The 19,975-nt window shown below is 71.5% G+C and carries 22 protein-coding genes; 11 read left to right on the plus strand and 11 right to left on the minus strand.

The features are described 5' to 3' along the window. Nucleotides 1-76: 76 nt before the first annotated feature. Nucleotides 77-562, minus strand: a complete 486-nt coding sequence (locus ACSHXN_RS33775) for a nuclear transport factor 2 family protein (protein ID WP_355132912.1) — start codon at nucleotides 560-562, stop codon at nucleotides 77-79. Between the two features lie 173 nt (nucleotides 563-735). Then, nucleotides 736-1,491 carry a hypothetical protein gene (locus ACSHXN_RS33780; protein WP_438304810.1) on the minus strand — a complete coding sequence of 252 codons (756 nt, stop codon included), beginning with the start codon at nucleotides 1,489-1,491 and terminating at the stop codon, nucleotides 736-738. Between the two features lie 321 nt (nucleotides 1,492-1,812). On the opposite strand from ACSHXN_RS33780, the gene ACSHXN_RS33785 reads away from it, so the two are divergent. Beyond that, nucleotides 1,813-2,553, plus strand: coding sequence for a glucose 1-dehydrogenase (locus ACSHXN_RS33785; RefSeq protein WP_355132908.1), 741 nt, complete (start codon nucleotides 1,813-1,815; stop codon nucleotides 2,551-2,553). Nucleotides 2,554-2,612: 59 nt separating this feature from the next. Here ACSHXN_RS33785 and ACSHXN_RS33790 read toward each other — a convergent pair whose 3' ends face one another. The 4 genes from ACSHXN_RS33790 to ACSHXN_RS33805 form a co-directional block, all read right to left on the minus strand. Beyond that, nucleotides 2,613-2,792, minus strand: a complete 180-nt coding sequence (locus ACSHXN_RS33790) for a hypothetical protein (RefSeq protein WP_059126633.1) — start codon at nucleotides 2,790-2,792, stop codon at nucleotides 2,613-2,615. 193 nt (nucleotides 2,793-2,985) lie between these two features. Next, on the minus strand, nucleotides 2,986-3,558 hold the full coding sequence (locus tag ACSHXN_RS33795) for a HEAT repeat domain-containing protein (RefSeq protein ID WP_355132906.1): 573 nt from the start codon (nucleotides 3,556-3,558) through the stop codon (nucleotides 2,986-2,988). Nucleotides 3,559-3,911: 353 nt separating this feature from the next. Beyond that, entirely contained in the window at nucleotides 3,912-4,175 is a 264-nt protein-coding gene (locus ACSHXN_RS33800; protein ID WP_355132904.1) for a hypothetical protein, read from the minus strand. A 357-nt stretch (nucleotides 4,176-4,532) separates the two neighbouring features. Continuing rightward, complete coding sequence (locus ACSHXN_RS33805) at nucleotides 4,533-5,408, minus strand: undecaprenyl-diphosphate phosphatase (RefSeq protein WP_355132902.1); 876 nt, start codon at nucleotides 5,406-5,408, stop codon at nucleotides 4,533-4,535. A 345-nt stretch (nucleotides 5,409-5,753) separates the two neighbouring features. On the opposite strand from ACSHXN_RS33805, the gene ACSHXN_RS33810 reads away from it, so the two are divergent. From ACSHXN_RS33810 to ACSHXN_RS33820, 3 genes are read left to right on the plus strand one after another with little or no spacing between them, the layout of a single operon-like run. Continuing rightward, nucleotides 5,754-7,025, plus strand: a complete 1,272-nt coding sequence (locus ACSHXN_RS33810; RefSeq protein WP_438304815.1) for a Gfo/Idh/MocA family protein — start codon at nucleotides 5,754-5,756, stop codon at nucleotides 7,023-7,025. Then, on the plus strand, nucleotides 7,022-7,951 hold the full coding sequence (locus tag ACSHXN_RS33815) for a PmoA family protein (protein WP_356295441.1): 930 nt from the start codon (nucleotides 7,022-7,024) through the stop codon (nucleotides 7,949-7,951). Before ACSHXN_RS33810 ends, ACSHXN_RS33815 begins: the two co-directional genes overlap by 4 nt. Continuing rightward, complete coding sequence (locus tag ACSHXN_RS33820; RefSeq protein WP_355132896.1) at nucleotides 7,945-8,667, plus strand: cupin domain-containing protein; 723 nt, start codon at nucleotides 7,945-7,947, stop codon at nucleotides 8,665-8,667. Before ACSHXN_RS33815 ends, ACSHXN_RS33820 begins: the two co-directional genes overlap by 7 nt. A gap of 6 nt (nucleotides 8,668-8,673) precedes the next feature. On the opposite strand, the gene ACSHXN_RS33825 is transcribed toward ACSHXN_RS33820, so the two are convergent. After that, nucleotides 8,674-9,144, minus strand: coding sequence for a winged helix-turn-helix transcriptional regulator (locus tag ACSHXN_RS33825; RefSeq protein ID WP_355132894.1), 471 nt, complete (start codon nucleotides 9,142-9,144; stop codon nucleotides 8,674-8,676). Between the two features lie 115 nt (nucleotides 9,145-9,259). Between ACSHXN_RS33825 and ACSHXN_RS33830 the strand changes: the two genes are divergently transcribed. After that, nucleotides 9,260-10,429, plus strand: a complete 1,170-nt coding sequence (locus ACSHXN_RS33830; protein WP_355132892.1) for a thiolase family protein — start codon at nucleotides 9,260-9,262, stop codon at nucleotides 10,427-10,429. 4 nt (nucleotides 10,430-10,433) lie between these two features. Here the strand turns inward: ACSHXN_RS33830 and ACSHXN_RS33835 are convergent, their stop codons facing one another. After that, the gene (locus tag ACSHXN_RS33835; protein ID WP_355132890.1) at nucleotides 10,434-11,243 is read right to left on the minus strand and encodes a TVP38/TMEM64 family protein; all 810 of its coding nucleotides are present in this window, start codon (nucleotides 11,241-11,243) and stop codon (nucleotides 10,434-10,436) included. A gap of 390 nt (nucleotides 11,244-11,633) precedes the next feature. Between ACSHXN_RS33835 and tuf the strand changes: the two genes are divergently transcribed. Both tuf and ACSHXN_RS33845 read left to right on the plus strand, forming a co-directional pair. Further along, nucleotides 11,634-12,803, plus strand: a complete 1,170-nt coding sequence (gene tuf, locus ACSHXN_RS33840; protein WP_355132888.1) for an elongation factor Tu — start codon at nucleotides 11,634-11,636, stop codon at nucleotides 12,801-12,803. A 117-nt stretch (nucleotides 12,804-12,920) separates the two neighbouring features. After that, nucleotides 12,921-13,766 (plus strand): spermidine synthase, encoded by an 846-nt coding sequence (locus tag ACSHXN_RS33845; protein WP_355132886.1) that lies wholly within the window; start codon nucleotides 12,921-12,923, stop codon nucleotides 13,764-13,766. A gap of 55 nt (nucleotides 13,767-13,821) precedes the next feature. On the opposite strand, the gene ACSHXN_RS33850 is transcribed toward ACSHXN_RS33845, so the two are convergent. Next, nucleotides 13,822-14,823 carry a hypothetical protein gene (locus ACSHXN_RS33850; RefSeq protein ID WP_355132884.1) on the minus strand — a complete coding sequence of 334 codons (1,002 nt, stop codon included), beginning with the start codon at nucleotides 14,821-14,823 and terminating at the stop codon, nucleotides 13,822-13,824. 247 nt (nucleotides 14,824-15,070) lie between these two features. Between ACSHXN_RS33850 and ACSHXN_RS33855 the strand changes: the two genes are divergently transcribed. Next, nucleotides 15,071-15,523 (plus strand): DUF4442 domain-containing protein, encoded by a 453-nt coding sequence (locus ACSHXN_RS33855; protein ID WP_438304818.1) that lies wholly within the window; start codon nucleotides 15,071-15,073, stop codon nucleotides 15,521-15,523. A 291-nt stretch (nucleotides 15,524-15,814) separates the two neighbouring features. Next, nucleotides 15,815-16,939: a VanZ family protein gene (locus ACSHXN_RS33860; protein WP_355802791.1), complete on the plus strand. Its 1,125-nt coding sequence runs from the start codon at nucleotides 15,815-15,817 to the stop codon at nucleotides 16,937-16,939. A gap of 177 nt (nucleotides 16,940-17,116) precedes the next feature. On the opposite strand, the gene ACSHXN_RS33865 is transcribed toward ACSHXN_RS33860, so the two are convergent. Then, nucleotides 17,117-17,587, minus strand: a complete 471-nt coding sequence (locus tag ACSHXN_RS33865; protein ID WP_355132878.1) for a GNAT family N-acetyltransferase — start codon at nucleotides 17,585-17,587, stop codon at nucleotides 17,117-17,119. A 329-nt stretch (nucleotides 17,588-17,916) separates the two neighbouring features. Here ACSHXN_RS33865 and ACSHXN_RS33870 point away from each other — a divergent pair, with 329 nt between their 5' ends. Further along, nucleotides 17,917-18,567, plus strand: a complete 651-nt coding sequence (locus ACSHXN_RS33870) for a DedA family protein (RefSeq protein WP_355133011.1) — start codon at nucleotides 17,917-17,919, stop codon at nucleotides 18,565-18,567. Nucleotides 18,568-18,570: 3 nt separating this feature from the next. Here ACSHXN_RS33870 and ACSHXN_RS33875 read toward each other — a convergent pair whose 3' ends face one another. Beyond that, the gene (locus tag ACSHXN_RS33875) at nucleotides 18,571-19,104 is read right to left on the minus strand and encodes a gamma carbonic anhydrase family protein (RefSeq protein ID WP_438304820.1); all 534 of its coding nucleotides are present in this window, start codon (nucleotides 19,102-19,104) and stop codon (nucleotides 18,571-18,573) included. Between the two features lie 105 nt (nucleotides 19,105-19,209). On the opposite strand from ACSHXN_RS33875, the gene ACSHXN_RS33880 reads away from it, so the two are divergent. Next, on the plus strand, nucleotides 19,210-19,974 hold the full coding sequence (locus tag ACSHXN_RS33880; protein WP_355132874.1) for an acyltransferase: 765 nt from the start codon (nucleotides 19,210-19,212) through the stop codon (nucleotides 19,972-19,974). Nucleotide 19,975 lies beyond the last annotated feature (1 nt).

Raw genomic sequence — 19,975 nt, forward strand, 5'->3', positions numbered from 1 at the left:
CCCGGTGCATGTCTCCAGTGTGCGCGCCGCGGAAGATCTCCGACAGAGGGCATGGAGGTGTGCGGGAAGGGCTCGGTCAGGGGCCGGACTCCTGACCGCGTGGACGCGGCATGCGGCGCCATTTCTCCTCGACGACCACTTCGCGCAGCCGCCAGCCCTCGTCCGTGCGCAGAAACGCGAACGTGTACCGTCCGCCGCAGACGAAGTCCGGCTCGGCCGGCTCACCGTCCTTCGTCGCGAACCGCATGGGATTGACATAGTCGGCCCGGATCCCGGCCGTGTCGCCGACGTCGTGCGCCAGGGCGCCGAATCGGACCCGCCGGTTCACGATCAGGTGCTGGCGCATCGGGAACAGGTGCAGCGTCGCCTCCAGCCATTCGGCGACCTGCCCCGCTTCCCCCTCGATGCCGCCGGCCGACCGGTAGTCGGCGCGCCCGTCCGCCGTGAACAGCCCTCGGTACGCCGTCCAGTCGCCGTCGTCCACGGCCACCGCGTACTCGGTGACGAGTCCGTCGAGGGCCAGCCGGTCCATCACGGTCGCGAGTTCCACGCGCTGGGTCATCGGTTCAGTGTTGGGGACGGAGGACGCGCAGCCAAGAGGTGTGCCGAGGGTTCAGGACATGGCGGACCGCCTGACCGCGGACGGCGGGGCAGGCGGTCCGGCCGGCCCGGGACGCCGTGATCGCCAGGCCCGATTCCGGCGGGCCGGTGATCCGAGCGCTCCCGGGAGCGTGATCACCACTCGTAGTGGTGGCGGTCGATGACGCGGAAACTCCCCGCGACGGCGTTGTCCAGGAGGAGGCCTGCGAGGCCGCCCCCGAAGCGGCTTCCGTAGCCTCCGTCGCCGTAGTCGTTGTTGCCGGTCACGACGCCGAAGGTGCTGCCGTAGGGGCCCACGGTGGCAACCGGGGAGCCGTTGTCGCAGTTGAAGCCGCGGTAGACCTCGACGATCTTGTCGCTGTCGTTGTCGACACTGAAGCTGGTGGAGCCCAGTCCGCTGGCCGCGGGGACACAGCCGTCGACGGCGGCGGAGAACGACCGCTCGTTGAAGTAGATCCTTCCGATCCTCTTCTGGCGGTATCCACGGTCCCCACCGCCCGCACGGTCGTCGTGGTCGTCGTTGTTTCCCCCGTATCCGCCGCGGTCGTCGTTGTTCCCGCCGTTCCCGTAGTTGTTCCCGCCGTTGTTTTCGTTGTTCCCGCCGTTGTTCTGGCCGTTGTTCTGGCCGTTGTTCTGGCCGTTCCCGCCGTTGTTCCCGTTGTTTCCGCCGCCCGAGGTGTCGCCACCTTGCGGGGCTGCGGCCGGGACGGCCTCCAGCGGAGCCATGGCCGTCCGCAGGGACGGGGCCGCCTTGTGGGCCGCGGGGGCGGCTCGCTCGGCGGATGGGGCGGCCTTGGCGGATTCGGCGGTGGAGGCGTAGGTGATTCCGGCGGTGACAAGGACCGCAGCGCCCACTGCGGCGGCGGTCACGGAGATGGTACGCGTCGGCATGTCAGTTCCTTCTCTCGCAGAGACGCCGGCCGGGCAGCCGATCTCCGATGAACGTACTGATAGCAACTTTTGGCTGCCATATCGGATATGCCCCCGGAGTGATCTCGTGCGGCCGGTCGGGTGCAAACGCGGCCCTGACGGCGTGTCGCGAGTGCGCCGTCCGGGCCTGGAGCTTTGTCAGGGGCGGCCGCCCGGAGCCGAACTCCGCTGCCGCGCGGTGCTGTTGCCGGGCGGGTCCTCCTCGCTCGCCGCCCGGAATGAGCCCGCGGTGTGCGACCGTGCGATGATCCGTCCACGTGTGTTCGGCAGGAGGAGACATCCATGACGCGTCCCGTCACTGTGGTCACGGGCGGAAGCCGGGGGATCGGCGCCGCGACGTGTGTGCGGCTCGCGTCGGAAGGACACGACGTGGCGCTCTCGTACGTACGGGACGACGCTGCGGCCGAGCGGACCGCGACCGCCGTACGCGCCGCCGGCGGACGGTGTGTCACCGTGCGGGCCGACACCTCCGACGAGCCCGACGTGGACCGTCTCTTCGAGACGGCAGCCCGGGAACTCGGAGCCGTGACGGGCCTTGTGAACAACGCGGGCGTGACGAGCCCGCCGGGCCGGCTGGTGGACGCCGACACCGCCGATCTCCGCCGCGTCGTGGAGGTCAACCTCCTGGGCGTGCTGCTGTGTTCACGCCGCGCGGCCCGGATGATGATCCGGCGGAAGAGCGGGGTCATCGTCAATGTCTCCTCGGCCGCGGCGACGCTGGGCAGCCCCGGCGAGTACGTCCACTACGCCGCGTCCAAGGCCGCGGTCGACGCCCTGACCGTGGGTCTCGCCAAGGAACTGGGTCCGGACGGCATCCGCGTCAACGCTGTGTCGCCGGGGATCGTCGACACCGAGATCCATGCGGCGATGGGCGATCCCGAGCGTCCCCGCCGTGTGGCCCCCACCGTTCCGCTGGGCCGGCCCGGCCGGGCGGAGGAGATCGCCGCGGCGATCTGCTGGCTGATCTCCCCGGAGTCCTCGTACACCACTGGTGCCGTGCTGAGGGTGTCCGGAGGACGGTGACGGCCGGAGCGAGGCTCTGACGGCGGTCTGATCGTCTTCGGCGACGGCGAGTGGGCCGCTCAGGCCGCCTCGATGATCTCGCCGCGCATCGCTTCCGCCCACTCCACGACCAGCAGCTCGTACTCCGCGCGTTCCTGAGCCGACAGCGTGCCGCCGGCCCGCAGCCACAGCGCACGGATCCGCTCGTTCACATCGTCGGCGGACCGTGCGGAACCAGGGCTCATGGAATCGGGGGACATGCGGACAAGCCTAGGGGCAAGGGCTGACAGCACGCTACCGCGCGGCTACGCGCGCAGTATGTGGTTGGTCACGATCGCTTCTGTGGGCGGGAGTTGGGGGATTGTGTCGCGGAGGGGGAACGAACCGTGACGCGGTGACCGGATCGTGCCCGAGCCGGGGCGCGCCCCCCGGGCCCGGCTGCTCACCCCGACCTCATGAATCCCGCGTGCGGCCCGAGCGTGTCCTCCGTGCGTCCGGCGGGAGGGTTCGTTCGTGGATGGTTCCGCCGGGTGCGAACCAGCCTGCCTTCTTCCGCACCGCGGGGTCCGGGTCGGCGGCGCGGGACCGCTGAAGCGCGGCGGCGGCGCGTGCGTCGGAGTGGGCGAACTTGCCGACGAGCTCGGCGGCTCTCGCCCTGACGTGCCGGTCGGGGTCCGTGGCCAGATGGCGCAGTGCGGGGTCGAGGACCCGGTCCGCGCCCGGAGCGCAGGTGTCGCCCTTGCACCGGTCGCACGCCAGGGCGTGGAACGCGGCGATCCTGACCCGCGGGTCGGGGTCGTCGACCATGGTGACGAGGGCGTCCATGGACTCGATGTCGACCAAATGATCAAGAAGGCGGCAGCAGCCCTCGCGGACGGCCGGATCCTCGTCGTACAGGCCGGCCCGGACGGCACGCACCGCGTCCGTCCCGCGGCGGAGCAGTTCCCGATACGCCGCGACCGTGCGCTGCGGGTCACCCAGGCATGCGACGAGGGCGTTGTTGTCGGTTCTGACGAAGCCGAGCATGAGTTCAGTGTCGAGTGCCCCACCGGGCAACGGCAAAGGGATTTCGGCCGCGTGGCGGGCGCCGGTGTCCCGGACGGACACTTCCGCGAGGACAGGACGCTGCACGACGCGCCGTCACAGCCGTGACATCCGAGCCGATCCTCACTCGGCCGGGATGGTGACAGGCGCGTCAGGTGGGGCATAGCGTCGCCTGTGCGGCAGTCGAACGGCCCGGCCGTGAGGCCGGGCGGGGGCGCAGAACGCGTCCCTGCCTCCCCCGTACGGCTGCCGCTTCGTCATGCGGTGGGTCGGACGTGGCCGCCTGGCCGCAAGGGGGGCGAGGAGCCGAGGCGAAGGCGACCGGCCCGCATCGCTCACTCGGTGTTCCCCTCGTCCGGGTCCACCGGGTTGTTGCCGTAGAAGCCGTCCAGTTGCACGTTCAGTTCGGCGAGGTCCGGGTGCTCGGCCAGATCACGGATCTCGGCCTGCGTCAGCACGTCCACAAGGCGACGCATCGAGCGTGAGGCCAGCATGGCCGCGGCGGTCCTGTCCAGTTCGGCGGCGCGCTTGCGGTGCAGTTTGGCCAGGATGCGCAGTTGGCGGGCCCTCAGCTCGTACGGGTCGACACTCTCGCTCATGCGGCCACCTCCTCGCGGCTCACCGGGTGCGGCCGGAACGAGGCGGGCAGACGGGCCGCCGTCGCAGATGCCGGTCGCGTCGCAGGCGGGAGCGCGGTCGCCGGTACGCACAGACGCGGGACGAGCCGAGGGGGTTCCGCCTTCGGTGGCACCCCGGCCGCGTGTCGGTCGACCTGGTGCCGGGCACGGCCGATGTTCGGGTGGGGGCGATGGCTCATGAGGGCGGCTCCTCGGTGTGTGCGTGACCGTCGCGCCATGCTCCCACTCGAACGCCGAAGCCGCAGAGCCGAACTTGTCGGCGCGGCCCCGTCACATGCCTCACACAGGATGCCGCGAGCCTCCTCCGCCCCTTCCTTGCTAGCCCGCGGACTCCGCGGCGTGCGGGCTGAGGACGCCCGCGGTGACCAGGGCGATGATGGCCACGCCCAGGGCGATCCGGTACCACACGAAGGGCATGAAGGACTTCGACGAGATGAACTTCATGAACCAGGCGATCACCGCGTAGCCCGAGGCGAACGCGATCACCGTTGCCAGCAGGGTCGGTCCCCAGCTCACATGTCCCGACTCCGCGGCGTCCTTGAGTTCGAACACGCCCGAGGCGAGGACGGCCGGAACGGCCAGCAGGAAGGAGTAGCGGGCCGCCGCCTCGCGCTGGTAGCCGAGGAACAGGCCGCCGCTGATCGTGGCGCCGGAGCGGGAGACGCCGGGAATCAGCGCCATCGCCTGGCAGAGACCGTAGACGAGTCCGTCCTTGGTGTTCAGGTTTTCGAGCGTCTTGCGCTGCTTCGCCGCCCGGTGCCTGCCGCCGGTCTCGTCCCGCGCCGCGAGCCGGTCCGCGACACCGATGATCACGCCGACGACGATCAGCATGGTCGCAGTGATCCGCAGATCGCGGAAGGGACCCTCGATCTGGTCCTTCAGCGTCACGCCGAGCACCCCGATGGGTATCGAGCCGACGATCACCAGCCAGCCCATCTTCGCGTTGTGGTCCTGCCGCATCTCCTTGTCGAACAACGAGCGGAACCAGGCGGAGACGATGTTCGCGATGTCCTTGCGGAAGTAGATCAGCACCGCGGCCTCCGTGCCGATCTGAGTGATCGCGGTGAAGGCCGCCCCGGGGTCCTTCCAGCCCGCGAAGGCCGCGGTGAGCCGCAGATGGGCGCTGGAGGAGACGGGGAGGAACTCGGTCAGCCCCTGGACGAGCCCGAGGATGAGGGATTCAAGCCAAGACATGGAGTGACGGGGTCCAAGCGCTGATCGTGGAAACGGCGGCGGGCGCACCGAACGCCGGCTGCCGTGCCGAAGCCGTCGATCAAGTGCGCAGGGCCGCAGCGTAGCGCCCCGGCACGGCGGTGCCTGCACCGGGGCTTTACCAACGCTTGGGGCGCTCGGGCCGAACCGCGCGCGCCGGAGCGCTCCACCCGGCCCGGGTCAGGGGCGGTACACGGTGTTGACCACCCCTCGGACGGGTGCTTTCGTAACACCGGGGAGAAAGCGCTTGCCACCCCGCAGTCCTCGGAACTCGACACGCGTTGACCGACGTCCGACGTCATGTCCGATGGAGCGCTGATCACGACCATGCCCACTGCTCGCGATGCGTCCCCAGCCGCCGAAGCCACCGGTCCCGACACCACCCAGGACCCGAAACCCGACGAAGTTCCCGGCCCGGACCCGCGTCCGGGCCGTCCGACGTCCCCGTTCGCCGGCCGGCGCATCAGGGCCGCCGTCGTGGGCGCCGGCGGCATCGCGCGCGGCTCCCATCTGCCCGCGCTCGCCCGGCTCGGCGCCGAGGGCGAACTCGAGATCGTCGCCGCGGTCGACATCGACACGGACGCGGTCGGGCGGCTCTGCGCGGAGGGCGGGATCCCGCACGCGTACCGCGACCTCGACCGCATGCTCGCGGAGCGGCGGCCCGATCTGGTCGTCGTCTGCACGCCGCCCGCCCTGCATCGCGACCAGACCGTCGCGGCGCTGCGGGCCGGTGCCTGGGTGTGGTGCGAGAAGCCACCGGTGCCCGCGCTGGCCGACTTCGACGCCGTCGAGGCGGAGGAAGGGGCGAACGGCGGCCCGTACGCGGCGATCGTCTTCCAGCACCGCTTCGGCTCCGGTGCCCGGCACGTCAGGCGGCTGCTCGCCGGACGGGCCATGGGCCGACCGCTGGTGGCGCACTGCCAGACCACCTGGTACCGCGACGCGGCCTATTACGCCGTTCCCTGGCGCGGCCGGTGGCGGAGCGAGGGCGGCGGACCCGCCATGGGGCACGGGATCCACCAGATGGACCTCCTGCTGGACCTGCTCGGTGCCTGGAGCGAGGTGCGGGCCATGGCCGGGCGCCTGGTGCACGAGGTGGAGACGGAGGACGTCTCGACGGCGCTCGTCCGCTTCCGGAACGGCGCCCTCGCCACGGTCGTGAACAGTGTGCTCAGCCCCGAGGAGACCAGCCGCATCCGCATCGACTGCGAGCGGGCCACCGTCGAGCTGACCCATCTGTACGGGCACCGCAACGGCGACTGGCGCATCACGCCCGCGCCCGGGGTGCCCGAGGAAGAGGCCGCGGGCTGGCGGGACTTCGGCGCCGACGTGCCGAGTTCCCATCTGGCGCAGCTGCGCGAGCTGGTCACGAGCATGCGCGCCGGTGAACGGCCCCGCAGCAGCGGCGCGGACGGGCGGTCCAGCCTGGAGCTGATCACCGCCCTGTACAAGTCCGCGTTCACCGACACGACCGTGCGCGCCGGGGACATCGGTCCGGGCGACCCCTTCTACACGGCCCTGCACGGAGGCGCCCCCGGCTGGGCGCCCACGGGGAGCGGCGCGTCCGTGGCGGGACCGTGCCGGGGGGTTTCCGCATGACCGCGAAACCGCGCGTCGTGCACACGCACGGCGACCGCATCACGCTCACCGAGCCCACGACCGGCGTCGAACTGTTCGCCTACGTCTACGCCCCCGAGTCGGCCTGGGAGGCACCCAAGCCGTATCTGCACCCGATGCGGACGCTCGCCGGCGACATCGTCACCGGCTACCGGCCCCACGATCACCGCTGGCACAAGGGGCTGCAGCTGACCGCCTCGCACCTGTCCGGGCAGAACCTGTGGGGCGGCAACACCTACGTCCACGGCGAGGGGTATCTCGCCCTGCCTGAGCTGGTCGGCTCGATGGCGCACGCCGGCTTCGACGAGATCACCGCGGACGACGGCGGTGCGGTCATCGCCGAACGCCTGACCTGGCATCCGCACGGCGGTGCGCTGTGGGCCGAGGAGGAGCGCCGCATCGAGGTCCACGACGTCGACGCGGCCTCCCGGTCCTGGGCGCTGACCTGGACCTCCTCGATCACCAATCGCCGCGGCGAGGCCCTGGGCTTCGGCAGTCCGACCACGGCGGGGCGGGAGTCGGCCGGCTACACCGGGCTGTTCTGGCGTGGGCCACGGGCCTTCCGCGGCGGCCGGGTCATCGGGCCCGATCCCGGCGGGCCCTGGCCGATGGGGCGCCAGGCGCCCTGGCTCGCATACGCGGGAGAACACGACGGCACCGACGGGCAGGCCACACTCGTCTTCGTGCACGCCCCGGAGAACGATCACCTGGGGGAGCGGGGCACCCACCCCGCCCACTGGTTCGTCCGCACCGAGCCCTTCGCGGCGCTCGCCCCCTCCTGGGCCTTCCACGAGGAGCTGGAGCTGGCCCCGGGCGACACGCTGCGCCGGCGCTACCGCGTGGTGGTGGCGGACGGCGCCTGGGAGCGTGAGCAGGTCGCGGCCTACCTGGAGGAGCACCCATGGTGAGCTCCGGCGGGTTCACGGGACTGCCGGGCGCCGTGGCCGTCTCGCAGCTGTCCGTCTACGACTGGCCCGCCGCCGACGGCCTGTGCGGTGGAACCCCCCATCTGCATCTGACCTGTTCGGAGGCGTACGTCGTGGTCGGCGGCCGTGGTGCGGTGCAGACGCTGACGACGTCCGGCTTCGAGGTCACCCCGCTGGAGCCCGGCACCGTGGCCTGGTTCACGCCCGGCACCGTCCACCGGCTGGTCGACGAGGACGAGCTGCGCATCACCGTGCTCATGCAGAACGGCGGGCTGCCGGAGGCGGGCGACGCCGTTCTCACCCTGCCCGCGGAGTACCTGGCCGATCCGGAGGCCTACGCGGCGGCGACGGTGATCCCGGCGGGCGCACCCGAGGCGGAGCGCGAGCGGATCGCGCGGGCCCGCCGGGATCTGTCCCTGGAGGGCTTCCGGGCGCTGCGCGAGGCGGAGGGCCCGGAGCCGCTGGTCGCCTTCCACCGGGCCGCCGCCGCGCTGGTGCGGCCGCGGCTGGCCGAGTGGCGTGCGCGGTGGTCCACGGGTGCGCGGGCCGCGGCGGTGGCGACGGGTGAACAACTCGACCGTCTGGAGCGCGGCGACGTCTCTCACCTCGCCGAGGCGGTCGTACGGGCCCGCCGGCCGTCCGCCCTCGGGAAGTTCGGGATGTGCGGGCGGCTCGACGTGTACGAGGAGACGTCGTAGGCGGTGCTAGGCCGCGGTCGGCCCGGACACCGTCCAGCCCGGTGCCTGGGGGTGCGCCGTCTTCTCGCCGCGGCGGACCTCCTCGCCGCAGGCGGAGCAGGTGAGGACCGGAACCAGTTCGCTGCCGCACTTGTGCTCGATCACCATGGGGCGATCGCCGTCCTTGCGCAGATGGCGGTCGCCCCACGCCATGAGCGTCATGAGGACCGGCTCCAGCTCGAGGCCCGCCGCCGTGGGCAGGTACTCGAAGCGCTGCGGGCGCTCGCTGTACCTCCTCTTGGTCAGGATCCCCGCCTCCACCAGGCGCTTCAGCCGCGTCGCCAGGATGTCCCGCGGTGCACCGATGTTGCGCACGAGCTGGTCGAAGCGTCCGTTGCCGAGGCAGACCTCGCGCATGACGAGCAGGGAGTACTTCTCTCCGACGAGGGCCAGCGTGTCGGCGATCGAGCAGGGGCGTGGGTCTTTGGAGGCGGCCATGAGCCCATTCTAGGTATGGGTTTGTTTTTCCAACTCTCAGCGTTATGGTGGATCCGGATTTCCTACTCACCGGTAACAGTCACACCGGCACACGCCGGGCAAGGAGGCCCGCACCATGCGCGACGCCGTGATCGTCGAAGCCGTACGCACCCCGGTGGGCAAGGGCAAGCCGAACGGCGCCCTCGCCCACGTCCACCCCGTGGAACTCCTCGCGCACACGCTGCGCACCCTCGTCGAGCGGTCCGGAGTCGATCCGGCCCTCATCGACGACGTCATCGGGGGCACCGTCGACCAGGTGGGCGAGCAGGCCATGAACACCACCCGGTACGCCGTCCTGTCCGCGGGCTTCCCGGACACGGTGCCCGCTACCACCGTGGACCGGCAGTGCGGTTCGTCGCAGCAGGCGGTGCACTTCGCCGCGCAGGGCGTGATCTCGGGGGCCTACGACATCGTCGTGGCCTGCGGTGTGGAGTCCATGAGCCGGGTGCCGATGTGGTCCAACGTGCCCGCCGGCAAGGACCCCTTCGGGCCCGGCGTCGCCGAACGCTACCCGGACGGGCTGGTCCCGCAGGGCATCAGCGCCGAACTGATCGCCGCCAAGTGGTCCATCACCCGAGAGCAGATGGACGCCTTCGCCGTCTCCTCGCACCGCAGGGCCGCGGCCGCCTGGGAAGCGGGCCTGTTCGACGCCGAGACCGCCCCCCTGGAGGGACTGGTCCGCGACGAGTGCATCCGGCCGTCCAGCAGTGCCGAGATCCTCGCCGGGCTCAGGCCCGCGTACTACGACCCCGGCTTCGCCGAGCGGTTCCCCCAGATCGAGTGGAACGTCACTGCCGGCAACGCGAGCCCCATCAACGACGGCGCGTCGGCCGTGCTCATCATGTCCGGCGAGACCGCGGCCCGTCTCGGTCTGCGCCCGCTGGCCCGCCTGCACAGTTTCGCCGTGACGGGCTCCGACCCCCTGCTGATGCTCACCGGCGTCATCCCCGCCACCGAAAAGGTGCTCCGCAAGGCGGGGTTGACCCTCGACGACATCGATCTGTTCGAGGTGAACGAGGCCTTCTCCAGTGTCGTCCTGGCCTGGCAGCAGGAGACCGGGGCCGACCTCGCGAAAGTCAATGTGCACGGCGGGGCGATCGCCGTCGGCCACCCGCTGGGCGCGAGCGGAACCCGACTGACCACGACCCTGGTGCACGCACTGCGCGCACGGGGCGCCCGCTACGGGCTGCAGACGATGTGCGAGGCGGGCGGCCTCGCCAACGCCATGGTCCTCGAGGCGGTCTGAGCCCTCAGTGCCCGCGCAGGTGGTGGCGCTTGCGCCAGGCCACCACCACGCCCGCCAGCGCGGGCACCGTGATGAAGGCCATCGCGATCAGGAAGACGGGCGAGGTCGGCGTGCCGGCACGGGCGCCGGCGACGACGTACGCGGCGGTGTTCGGGATCGAGCCGAGCGCCGTCGCGAGCAGGTAGGGCGTCCACCGCATCTGTGAGACGGCCGCGCAGTAGTTCACCCCCCAGAACGGAAGGCCGGGAAACAGCCGTGCCGCCATCATGGAGCGGAAGGCGTGCCGGCTGAGCTGCCCGTCGGCCGCTTTCAGCCAGCGGCCCCGCAGCAACGGGCGCAATGCGTCCTGTCCGAGTGCCCGGCCGAGCCCGAAGGAGATCGCGGCCCCGAGCACCGTGCCCACGAGCGCCGTGCCCGTGCCCAGTTCCGAGCCGAACAGCGCGCCGGCCGCGAGGTTGAGCAGCGGGCGCGGCACGAACGCGACCGTGATCAGGCCGTAGGCCAGCGCGAAGACGGCGGCCGCCGCGGCGCCCCCGAACTGCGGCGGCCAGCCGTGCGTCACCAGGCGCTGCGGCTCGAACACCAGCATGCAGGTCGCGGCGGAAGCGAGCAGCACCAGCAGCAGGGACAGCCGTGACCACGGTGAGAGCAGTACCCGGGTGCACCGGGCGGCGAATCCGACCGGTGGAACGACCGCGGGCGCGGCGGTGGGCGGCGCGGCGGCCTGGGGAGAGGTCGTGGTGGCGGGCTCCGTGGCGGCGGCCTGGGCCCGGGCCGTGGCGGTGCCCCCAGAGCGGGTGGTGGCATCGAGCATTCGTCGACACTAACCGACCGATGTGTCTGATCGCCGTCTGGTTCGTCTCCCCGGCGTCACTGTTCGGGAAGCCTTCATCCCGCCGTCGACCCGTCGAACTCGGCTGCCTGCGAAAACCATTCGACGCCGGTCGCGGCTTTCGGCGATGATCTGCCACATGTTCCGGTTCGCCTTCGTCCTCACGGCATCCGCTGCCGCGGATGCTCCGAAGGCTGCCGTCCTGATCCTCGTGGCCGCCGTCGACGGCGCCCGAAGCTGACCCTCCCCGGATCGTCCGGCGGACCCCGGAGGGGGAGGGTCGGCAGGTTCCTGGGGTCCCCGTCCCGGCCGGTTCTCCCACCGCCGGGGCCGTCACTCGGCACCACTCTGAGAAGGCTTCGAGGTACAGCCATGCCCAAGACGGCATACGTGCGCACCAAACCGCATCTGAACATCGGCACCATGGGCCATGTGGACCACGGCAAGACCACGTTGACCGCCGCCATCACGAAAGTGCTGGCCGACCGCGGCACCGGCACGTTCGTGCCGTTCGACCGCATCGACCGCGCCCCGGAGGAGTCTGCGCGGGGCATCACCATCAACATCGCCCACGTCGAGTACGAGACCGACACCCGGCACTACGCGCACGTGGACATGCCGGGCCACGCCGACTACGTGAAGAACATGGTCACCGGGGCCGCTCAGCTCGACGGAGCGATTCTCGTCGTCTCCGCGCTGGACGGGATCATGCCGCAGACCGCCGAACACGTGCTGCTCGCCCGGCAGGTGGGCGTCGACCACATCGTCGTCGCCCTCAACAAGGCCGACGCCGGCGACGAGGAGCTCACCGACCTCGTCGAGCTCGAGGTCCGCGAGCTGCTCTCCGCACAGGGATATCCCGGCGACTCCGTACCGGTGGTACGCGTCTCCGGGCTCAAGGCCCTGGAAGGGGACCCGCGTTGGACCAGTGCGATCGAGGCGCTGCTCGACGCCGTGGACACCTATGTGCCCATGCCCGAGCGGTATCTGGACGCCCCGTTCCTGCTGCCGGTGGAGAACGTGCTCACCATCACCGGCCGCGGCACGGTCGTCACGGGCGCCGTAGAGCGCGGCACGATCCGCGTCGGCGACCGGGTCGACGTGCTCGGGGCCGGTCTGGAGACGGTCGTGACGGGCCTGGAGACCTTCGGCAAGCCGATGGAGGAGGCGCAGGCCGGCGACAATGTGGCCCTGCTGCTGCGGGGAGTGCCGCGCGACGCGGTCCGACGCGGGCACATCGTCGCGGCGCCCGGCAGCGTCACACCGAGCCGGCGCTTCACGGCGCGCGTGTACGTGCTGTCCGGGAGGGAGGGCGGCCGGACGACACCGGTGTCGACCGGATACCGGCCGCAGTTCTACATCCGCACCGCGGACGTGGTCGGCGACATCGACCTCGGTGAGTCGGCCGTCGCTCGGCCCGGCGACACGGTGACCATGGCGGTGGAGCTCGGCCGGGACGTACCGCTGGAGCCCGGCCTCGGCTTCGCGATCCGCGAGGGCGGCCGGACGGTCGGCGCGGGCACGGTGACAGCCGTGGAATGAGGGACCGGTCCCGCCGGGTGGGGAACCGCGCGCCGTCACGGGACGGTGGCGCGGTCCCCCGCTTCCCGCGGGGTTGTCGCGGTGCCCGGCAGCGACGGATCCCGGCACAATGGAGTGGTGAGCGAGCCCATACCCGTCACCCGCACCGTCGATCACGGCGTCGCCAAGCTGATGCCCGACGTCGACCGGGAGCGCGCCTGGCTGCTCACGGTGGACGGGGCACCGCAGTCGTACGTCGACCTGGACGAGCCGACGCATCTGGAGTTCGAGTACGCACGACGGCTCGGGCATGTGCTCGACACGGTCGCACCGCCGGGGCGGCCTCTGGACGTGCTGCACCTCGGCGGAGGCGCGCTCACCCTGCCGAGGTACGTGGCGGCGACCCGGCCCGGCTCCCGGCAGGACGTCGTCGAGGCCGACCGGGCCCTGCTGGAACTCGTCGTGGAGCAGCTGCCCCTGCCCGCCGGCTCCGGCATCACGCTGCACCCGGCCGATGCCCGAGCCTGGCTGGAGGCCGCTCCCCCGGACAGCGCCGACATGGTGATCGCGGACGTCTTCGGCGGCTCCCGCGTGCCCGCCCATCTGACGACGGTGGCGTACGCGCGCGCCGCTGAACGGGCGCTGCGTCCGGACGGCGTCTATCTGGCGAACCTGGCCGACGCCGCGCCTTTCGGCTTCCTGCGCTCCCAACTCGCCACGTTCGCCGAGGCCTTCGAGGAACTCGCACTGATCGCCGAGCCGAGCGTGCTGCGTGGACGGCGCTTCGGCAACGCGGTGCTCATCGCCGCCCACCGGGCGCTCGACGTGGCGCCGCTGTCCCGCCGCACCGCTGCGGACGCCTTCCCGGCCCGGGTCGAACACGGCGAAGCGCTGCGGGACTTCATGGGCGACGCCGGGCCCGTGCACGACGAGAACGCGGTCGCGTCACCGGAACCGCCCGACGGGGCCTTCACCATCGGCTGACGGCGGCTCGACCTCCACCGGGTGCCACGGTTCGAGCGGCACCCGGTGCGTGGGCTCAGGACGCCGTCGGGTCGCCGTGCAGGCGTACCGTGCTGAGGATCTTCAAGATCGTCGCGTCCGGGACCTCGTCCTTCACGCCCGTGGCGCCGTACAGGCTCCAGGCGACGAAGTCGCCGGCGGAGTTCTTGAAGCCGAACGTGACGGCCTTGCCGTCGGAGGCGCATGTGCCCTTCTGGGGCGTGTTCTTGGACCGGGCCCAGGCGATGCTGCCCTGTATGCCCGCCGCGGTGGTGTACGGCTTGGCCTTCTTGTCGAAGGTGATGCTCTTCTTGTCCGGCTGCGTGTAGCCGCCGTACACCCACCAGGCAACCTGGTTCACCGCCACCTCATCGGTGGACTTGGCCCCGCTCGCGCCCTTGGTCCCGGTCCCGGCGAGCGCCTTGTCGTCGGTCTGCCCGTCCTTGTTGTCGTCGGACGTGCACCACTTCTCCTTGAGGAACGCGGGCGCGGACATGGTGATCAGCGGCTTGCCCTCGGCCTTGGGGTTGTCGTCCTCGAACCCGATCAGCAGCCCCGGCGACTTCACGTCCCACTCCGGCGGCACGTCGAAGGCCGTGCCCCACTTGGGGTTGACGACGACTTTCCAGCCCGGGACGGTCGGCTTCTCGCTCTCGCCGCCGCGCGGGTTGTCGGACGTGGACGTCGAAGGGGTCGCGCTCTGCGAGGCACTGGTCGACGGCTTTGTGTCGTCGCCCCCGGCCTTGTCGTCCTTGTCGCCTCCGAGAACCAGGAAAGCCGTGACGCCCGCGGTGACGACGACGGCCGCCGCCGCCACGATCGCGACGACCTTGGTCCGGTTGCCGCCGCCACCGGGCGGCTGCGGTGCGCCCACGGGCGTGGGCGGCCCCCACTGCGGCCCGCCGGGCTGCTGGTACGGGTTGGGCTGCTGATAACCCGGCTGCTGATACGGGTTCGGCTGCTGGTACCCCGGCTGCTGGTAGGGGTTCTGGTTCTGCGGGTTCTGCTCGCCCCCGGGCGGCTGCTGTCCTGGCCACATGGGCCATAACCCTAGTGCCGCCTGTGACACGTTTCGGTCACTGCCCATCGTCAGACCCGTACCGGAAAAGGGAGTTGAGCACATCGACGTGCACCGGGAATCGCGGGGCGCCGTCGCCGGTCCGCACGGTGGCGCCGGGCGCCTGCCCGTCGCGCCACGACGGCCGCACGGCCCTCCACGAAGAGACCCGGTACGCGATCGGTCCGTGCCCTGGCCAGAGGTCGCTACCGATGGGTAACATCCAGCCATGAGCGCAGACCAGACGTCGATCGGCGAGATGCTCGCCGCCACGGTGCCGATGGCCAGGACCCTCAACCTGGAGTTCCTGGAGACCACGCCGGAGAAGGCCGTGGTGGCCCTGCCGGACCAGGGCGAGTTCCACAACCACGTCGGCGGACCGCACGCCGGTGCGATGTTCACGCTGGGGGAGTCGGCGAGCGGCGCGATCGTGCTGGCCGCCTTCGGTGAGCAGTTGTCGCGTGCCGTGCCGCTGGCCGTGAGCGCCGAGATCGCCTACAAGAAGCTCGCGATGGGCCCCGTCACCGCGACCGCGACGCTCGGCCGTCCCGCCGCCGAGATCATCGCCGAACTCGACGCCGGCCGGCGCCCCGAGTTCCCCGTCACCATCGCCGTCCGACGCGGGGACGGCGCCGTGACCGGGGAGATGACCGTGGTGTGGACGCTGCGCCCCAACAGCTGACACGGCAGGACAGGACACCGAAGGGCCCCGGCCGGGGGAGGGCGACTCCCGGGCGGGGCCCTTCGGCGTGCCGGCGTAGAGCTCCATGACGGGGACCGGCCCGCGCATCCTCCGCCGTACGCAGTCGACCGAACCTCGGTCCTGTTGTGGCCCGACCCCACCCGACCGCCCGTTACAGCTTGGTCATGTGTTGAGCCAACCGCCATGACCTGTGGGCGCCATGGTGATCTCCGATGCGCCGGATCCCGTGCGTCGTCGATCGATCTCCTCGCGCTCGCGAAAGGCACGACATTGTTCGCTCTCGTCTTCGGAGGGCACCTCGTGTACGTCCTCCTCGTCGCCCTCGTCTCGGCGTCGGTGCTGGGGGTCGTCACGCTCCTCCTCCGTGACCGGACCGACCGGCCCTGGGCCTACGGGGCGTGGGCGGCCATGACGACGGCCACCCTGTTCCTGACGCTGTGGCTCCGGCCCGTGGGTACGGGAGTGGTGAGATGCACGATCAGCAAGGACCTGTGGGAGCCGTTCGGGACGGCCCAGGGCTGGATGAACGTCGCCCTCTTCGTGCCGATCGGCTTCTTCGGGGTGCGTGCGGCCCGGCGGCCGATGCCGCCGCTGCTGCTGACCGTCCTGCTGGCCTGCGGGATCGAGACCGCCCAGGCGTGTCTTCCCGTCATCGGCCGCTACTGCGACTCGAGCGACCTGATCACCAATGTCGTGGGCGGCGCCGTGGGCGTGGGCCTCGGGGTCCTGTCCCTGCGCCTCGCCGGTTCGCGGCTGTCGCCCTGGCCCGGTCGCAGCCGCGGGTGGCCGGTCGTGGCCGGGGCGGGATTCGCGGCCGTCGCCTGTGTGATGGCGACCGTCGTCGATGTACGGGTCGTCGATCACGCCGAGCCGAGCAGGGAGGCGTCCGCGGAACAGCGCACGGTGATCGGTCAGGCGGTCCGCACGGCGCTCGGTGACGATTTCAGGGTCGTCAGCGTCTCGGACAACACGCCGTGCGGCGTGGACGGCGTGAACGAAGAGGTGTGGGCCGAGCTGAAACCCAGCGGAATCGCCTCCCTGAGCTGGCCCGACCGCGACCGGTTCCAGATCGACGTGTCGGTGGGTCCCGAGGCCACGGACGCGACGGCCGGGTACACCATCCCGGGCTCCGCCGGAGCCGTGCCCGACGAGGCGGCCGCCGAGCGGGCCGCAGGCCGGTACGTGGCCCTGCGCTACCCCACCGCCGACCGGAAGCGACCGGCGGTGGAGCGCGCCGGCGACGGCGGGGACGGGACGTGGACCGTCACCTACCCTTACCACGACGACCGGATGCCGTCCGTGACGTCGCTGCGGGCGACCGTCGACTCCGCCGGACGACTCCGCGGCGTCCGCCTGGCCGCTGCCGCCGACAGCGCCCGCGGTGACTGCCGCTGACGGCCTCGCCGAATCGGCCCCGCGGCGGGCGGCGGCCCCGGCCGTCGGCATGGGCCCTGCCGGCGGCCGCGGGTGGCGCGGGGCGACACCCGTCGCCGCGCCGGTGCGGGGTGTCGACCCCGGGGAGGCCGGGTGATCAAGGCATGGCGCCGGGCGGGCCGCCGTTCGCGCCCGGGCTCACTGTTCGGAGAAGCCGAGCCGCAGAACGATCTCGTCGTCGTCGAGCTCACCCGTGGGCACGAACCCGAATTTCCGGTAGAAGGGCCACGGTTCGCCGTCGCCGGGTTCGTAGCTGGTCAGCAGCTCGGTGGCGCCGTCCTCGCGGACCAGGGTGATGACCTGCGCGAGCGCCTCCCGGCCGATCCCCTGGCCCTGGTACCGCTTGTCGACGAGCAGACGCCACAGGAAGTGCCGCCCCGCGTACGGGCCGGTCGGCGGCTTCCACGACAGCATCACGAAACCGACCGGCTCGTCGCCGCGGTACACGGCCCGGTACCAGGGTCTGGCCTCCGGGTCCTTTGCCGCCTGCTTGAGCGACTTGGACACGGAGGCGACGAACTGCTTCTGGTCGTGCCGGACGTGCAGCGCGCGAACGGCTTCCCGGTTGTCGTCGGTGATCTCCCGTAGGTGCACGCCTGGGGAACTCATGCCACACCTCTTCCGCATCCGGCATCTGCGCCGTCCGGGCCTGTGCGAGAAGCCGCCACCGGGCGGCGGTCCCGTCCGTCCGGGCTGCCGAGGACCCGATTCTGGACGTTTTCGCAGCGTATGCGACACAGGCGCTCCGGAGCGTGACGGGCGCGCCGGGGCGTGATCGAGCACCGGGCGCCGAGACCGCTGCGCACCGTGGATCCCCGTGGGCGAGGGCGTGTGCAAAGGGGCCGAGCAGGTAGGCTTCCCGGGGTACGTCCGAGGGGGAAGCGCGCCGCCGTCGCGCACGACACGGATGGCGCAGAGTGGAACGGGAGGAGCCGGCGTTGCACGTCCAGGAATGGCTCGACACGGTGCCCGCGGCCGCGGTCTACGCCGTGGTGGCCCTGGTCATCGGCGTGGAGAGCCTCGGTATTCCGCTGCCCGGCGAGATCGTCCTGGTGTCGGCCGCGCTGCTGTCCTCCCAGCACTCCGGTATCAACCCCGTGGTCCTCGGCGCCTGCGCCAGCCTGGGTGCCGTGGTGGGCGACTCCATCGGCTACGCCATCGGGCGCAAGGGGGGCCGGCCGCTGCTCGCCTGGCTGGCCAAGCGGTTCCCCAGGCACTTCAGCGAGGGTCATGTCGCCACCGCCGAGCGCTCCTTCGAGAAGTGGGGCATGTGGGCGGTGTTCTTCGGCCGCTTCATCGCCCTGCTGCGGATCTTCGCCGGACCGCTCGCCGGTGTGCTGCGGATGCCGTACTGGAAGTTCCTGACCGCGAACCTGCTGGGCGGTGTGGTCTGGGCCGGCGGCACCACCGCGGTCATCTACTACGTGGGCGTCGTCGCCGAGTCCTGGCTGAAGAAGTTCTCCTGGCTGGGTCTTGTGGCGGCGGTGGTCATCGGGGTCGCGTCGATGCTCGTCGTGAGGCGCAGGGCGAAGAAGGCGACGCAGGAGAAGGAGGCGGCCGAGCGGGAGGCCGTCCCGGCCGCCGAGTGAGCCTCAGGGCTTTTCGTGCACCTCTCGGTGGGCCCTCGCCAGGTCCGCGTACATCGTTCCGTTCAGCGCGATCACCTCGCGCTCCTCGGCGGTCAGCTCACGCTTGACCTTCGCGGGCACGCCCGCCACGAGTGAACCCGGGGGCACCCGCATGCCCTGCGGCACCAGCGCCTGAGCGGCGACCAGGGAACCCGCGCCGATCACCGCGCCGTTGAGGACCGTCGCGCCCATCCCGATGAGACAGTCGTCCTCGACGGTGGCGCCGTGCACCACGGCGTTGTGCCCGACGGAGACACGCTCACCGACACAGACCGGGAAACCGGGGTCGGCGTGGAGCGTGCAGTTGTCCTGCACATTGCTGCTCGCCCCGACGGTGATCCGCTCGACGTCGCCGCGCAGGACCGCGCCGTACCAGACGCTCGCGCCCGCGTGCAGCGTCACGTCCCCGATCACCGAGGACGTGGGCGACACGAACGCCTCCCGGTCCACCTGGGGATCCCTGCCGCCGATGCCCGCGATCAGCGCCCTGTGCGTCATTGCCTCTCCTCCTGGTCGGTCCACCGGCACCGTACGCCATGGGTGGGGCGAAGATCACAGCCGTCCTGACGCATCGGCGCACCCGGCGCTGAGTACGGTGAGCGGGTGCTCAGGAGCAAGAACACGTTCTCGTCATGGCGTCACGGTCTCGCGCAGCGAGCCGTGCACGCGGGCTGGGCCTGGTTGCAGCGCACGGGCTCCGTGACCGCCGAGCACCCGGGCCGCTTCCGCTTCGGCGCGATGGGAACCAGTACCAGGCTCGCCTTCCCGCTGGGCACCGTCTTCGGCGAACCCTGGATCCATCTCGGCTCCCACTGCATCATCGGCGAGCAGGTCACGCTGACCGCCGGGCTGATGCCTGACCTCGACCTCGGCCCCGAGCCGATCCTGCGCATCGGTGACGGCGTCGTTCTCGGCCGGGGCAGCCATGTCATCGCCGACACCACGGTCACCATCGGCAGCGACTGCTACTTCGGGCCGTACGTCTATGTGACCTCCACGAACCACTCCTACGACGATCCGCAGCAGCCCATCGGCAAGCAGTGGCCGCGCATGGAGCCGGTGGAGATCGGCCCGGGGTGCTGGATCGGCACGGGCGCCGTGGTCCTTCCCGGCGCACGGATCGGGCGGAACGTGGTGGTGGCCGCCGGGGCGGTCGTACGTGGTGATGTGCCGGACCATGCCGTGGTGGCCGGGGCCCCGGCGCGGGTCGTGCGGCGCTGGACCCCGGAGACCGGATGGCAGCCGCCGCTCAGGACACCCGCTCCGGTGCCGATCCCGGACGGTGTCACGCCGGAGCAACTGCTCGCGCTCTCGGAGCTCGACGACGGTGCTGTCGCCCGGCTCGCGGAGCTGGACGCCGAGGCCTGAC

Source organism: Streptomyces sp. HUAS TT11 (assembly GCF_051553595.1).
GTDB lineage: Bacteria > Actinomycetota > Actinomycetes > Streptomycetales > Streptomycetaceae > Streptomyces.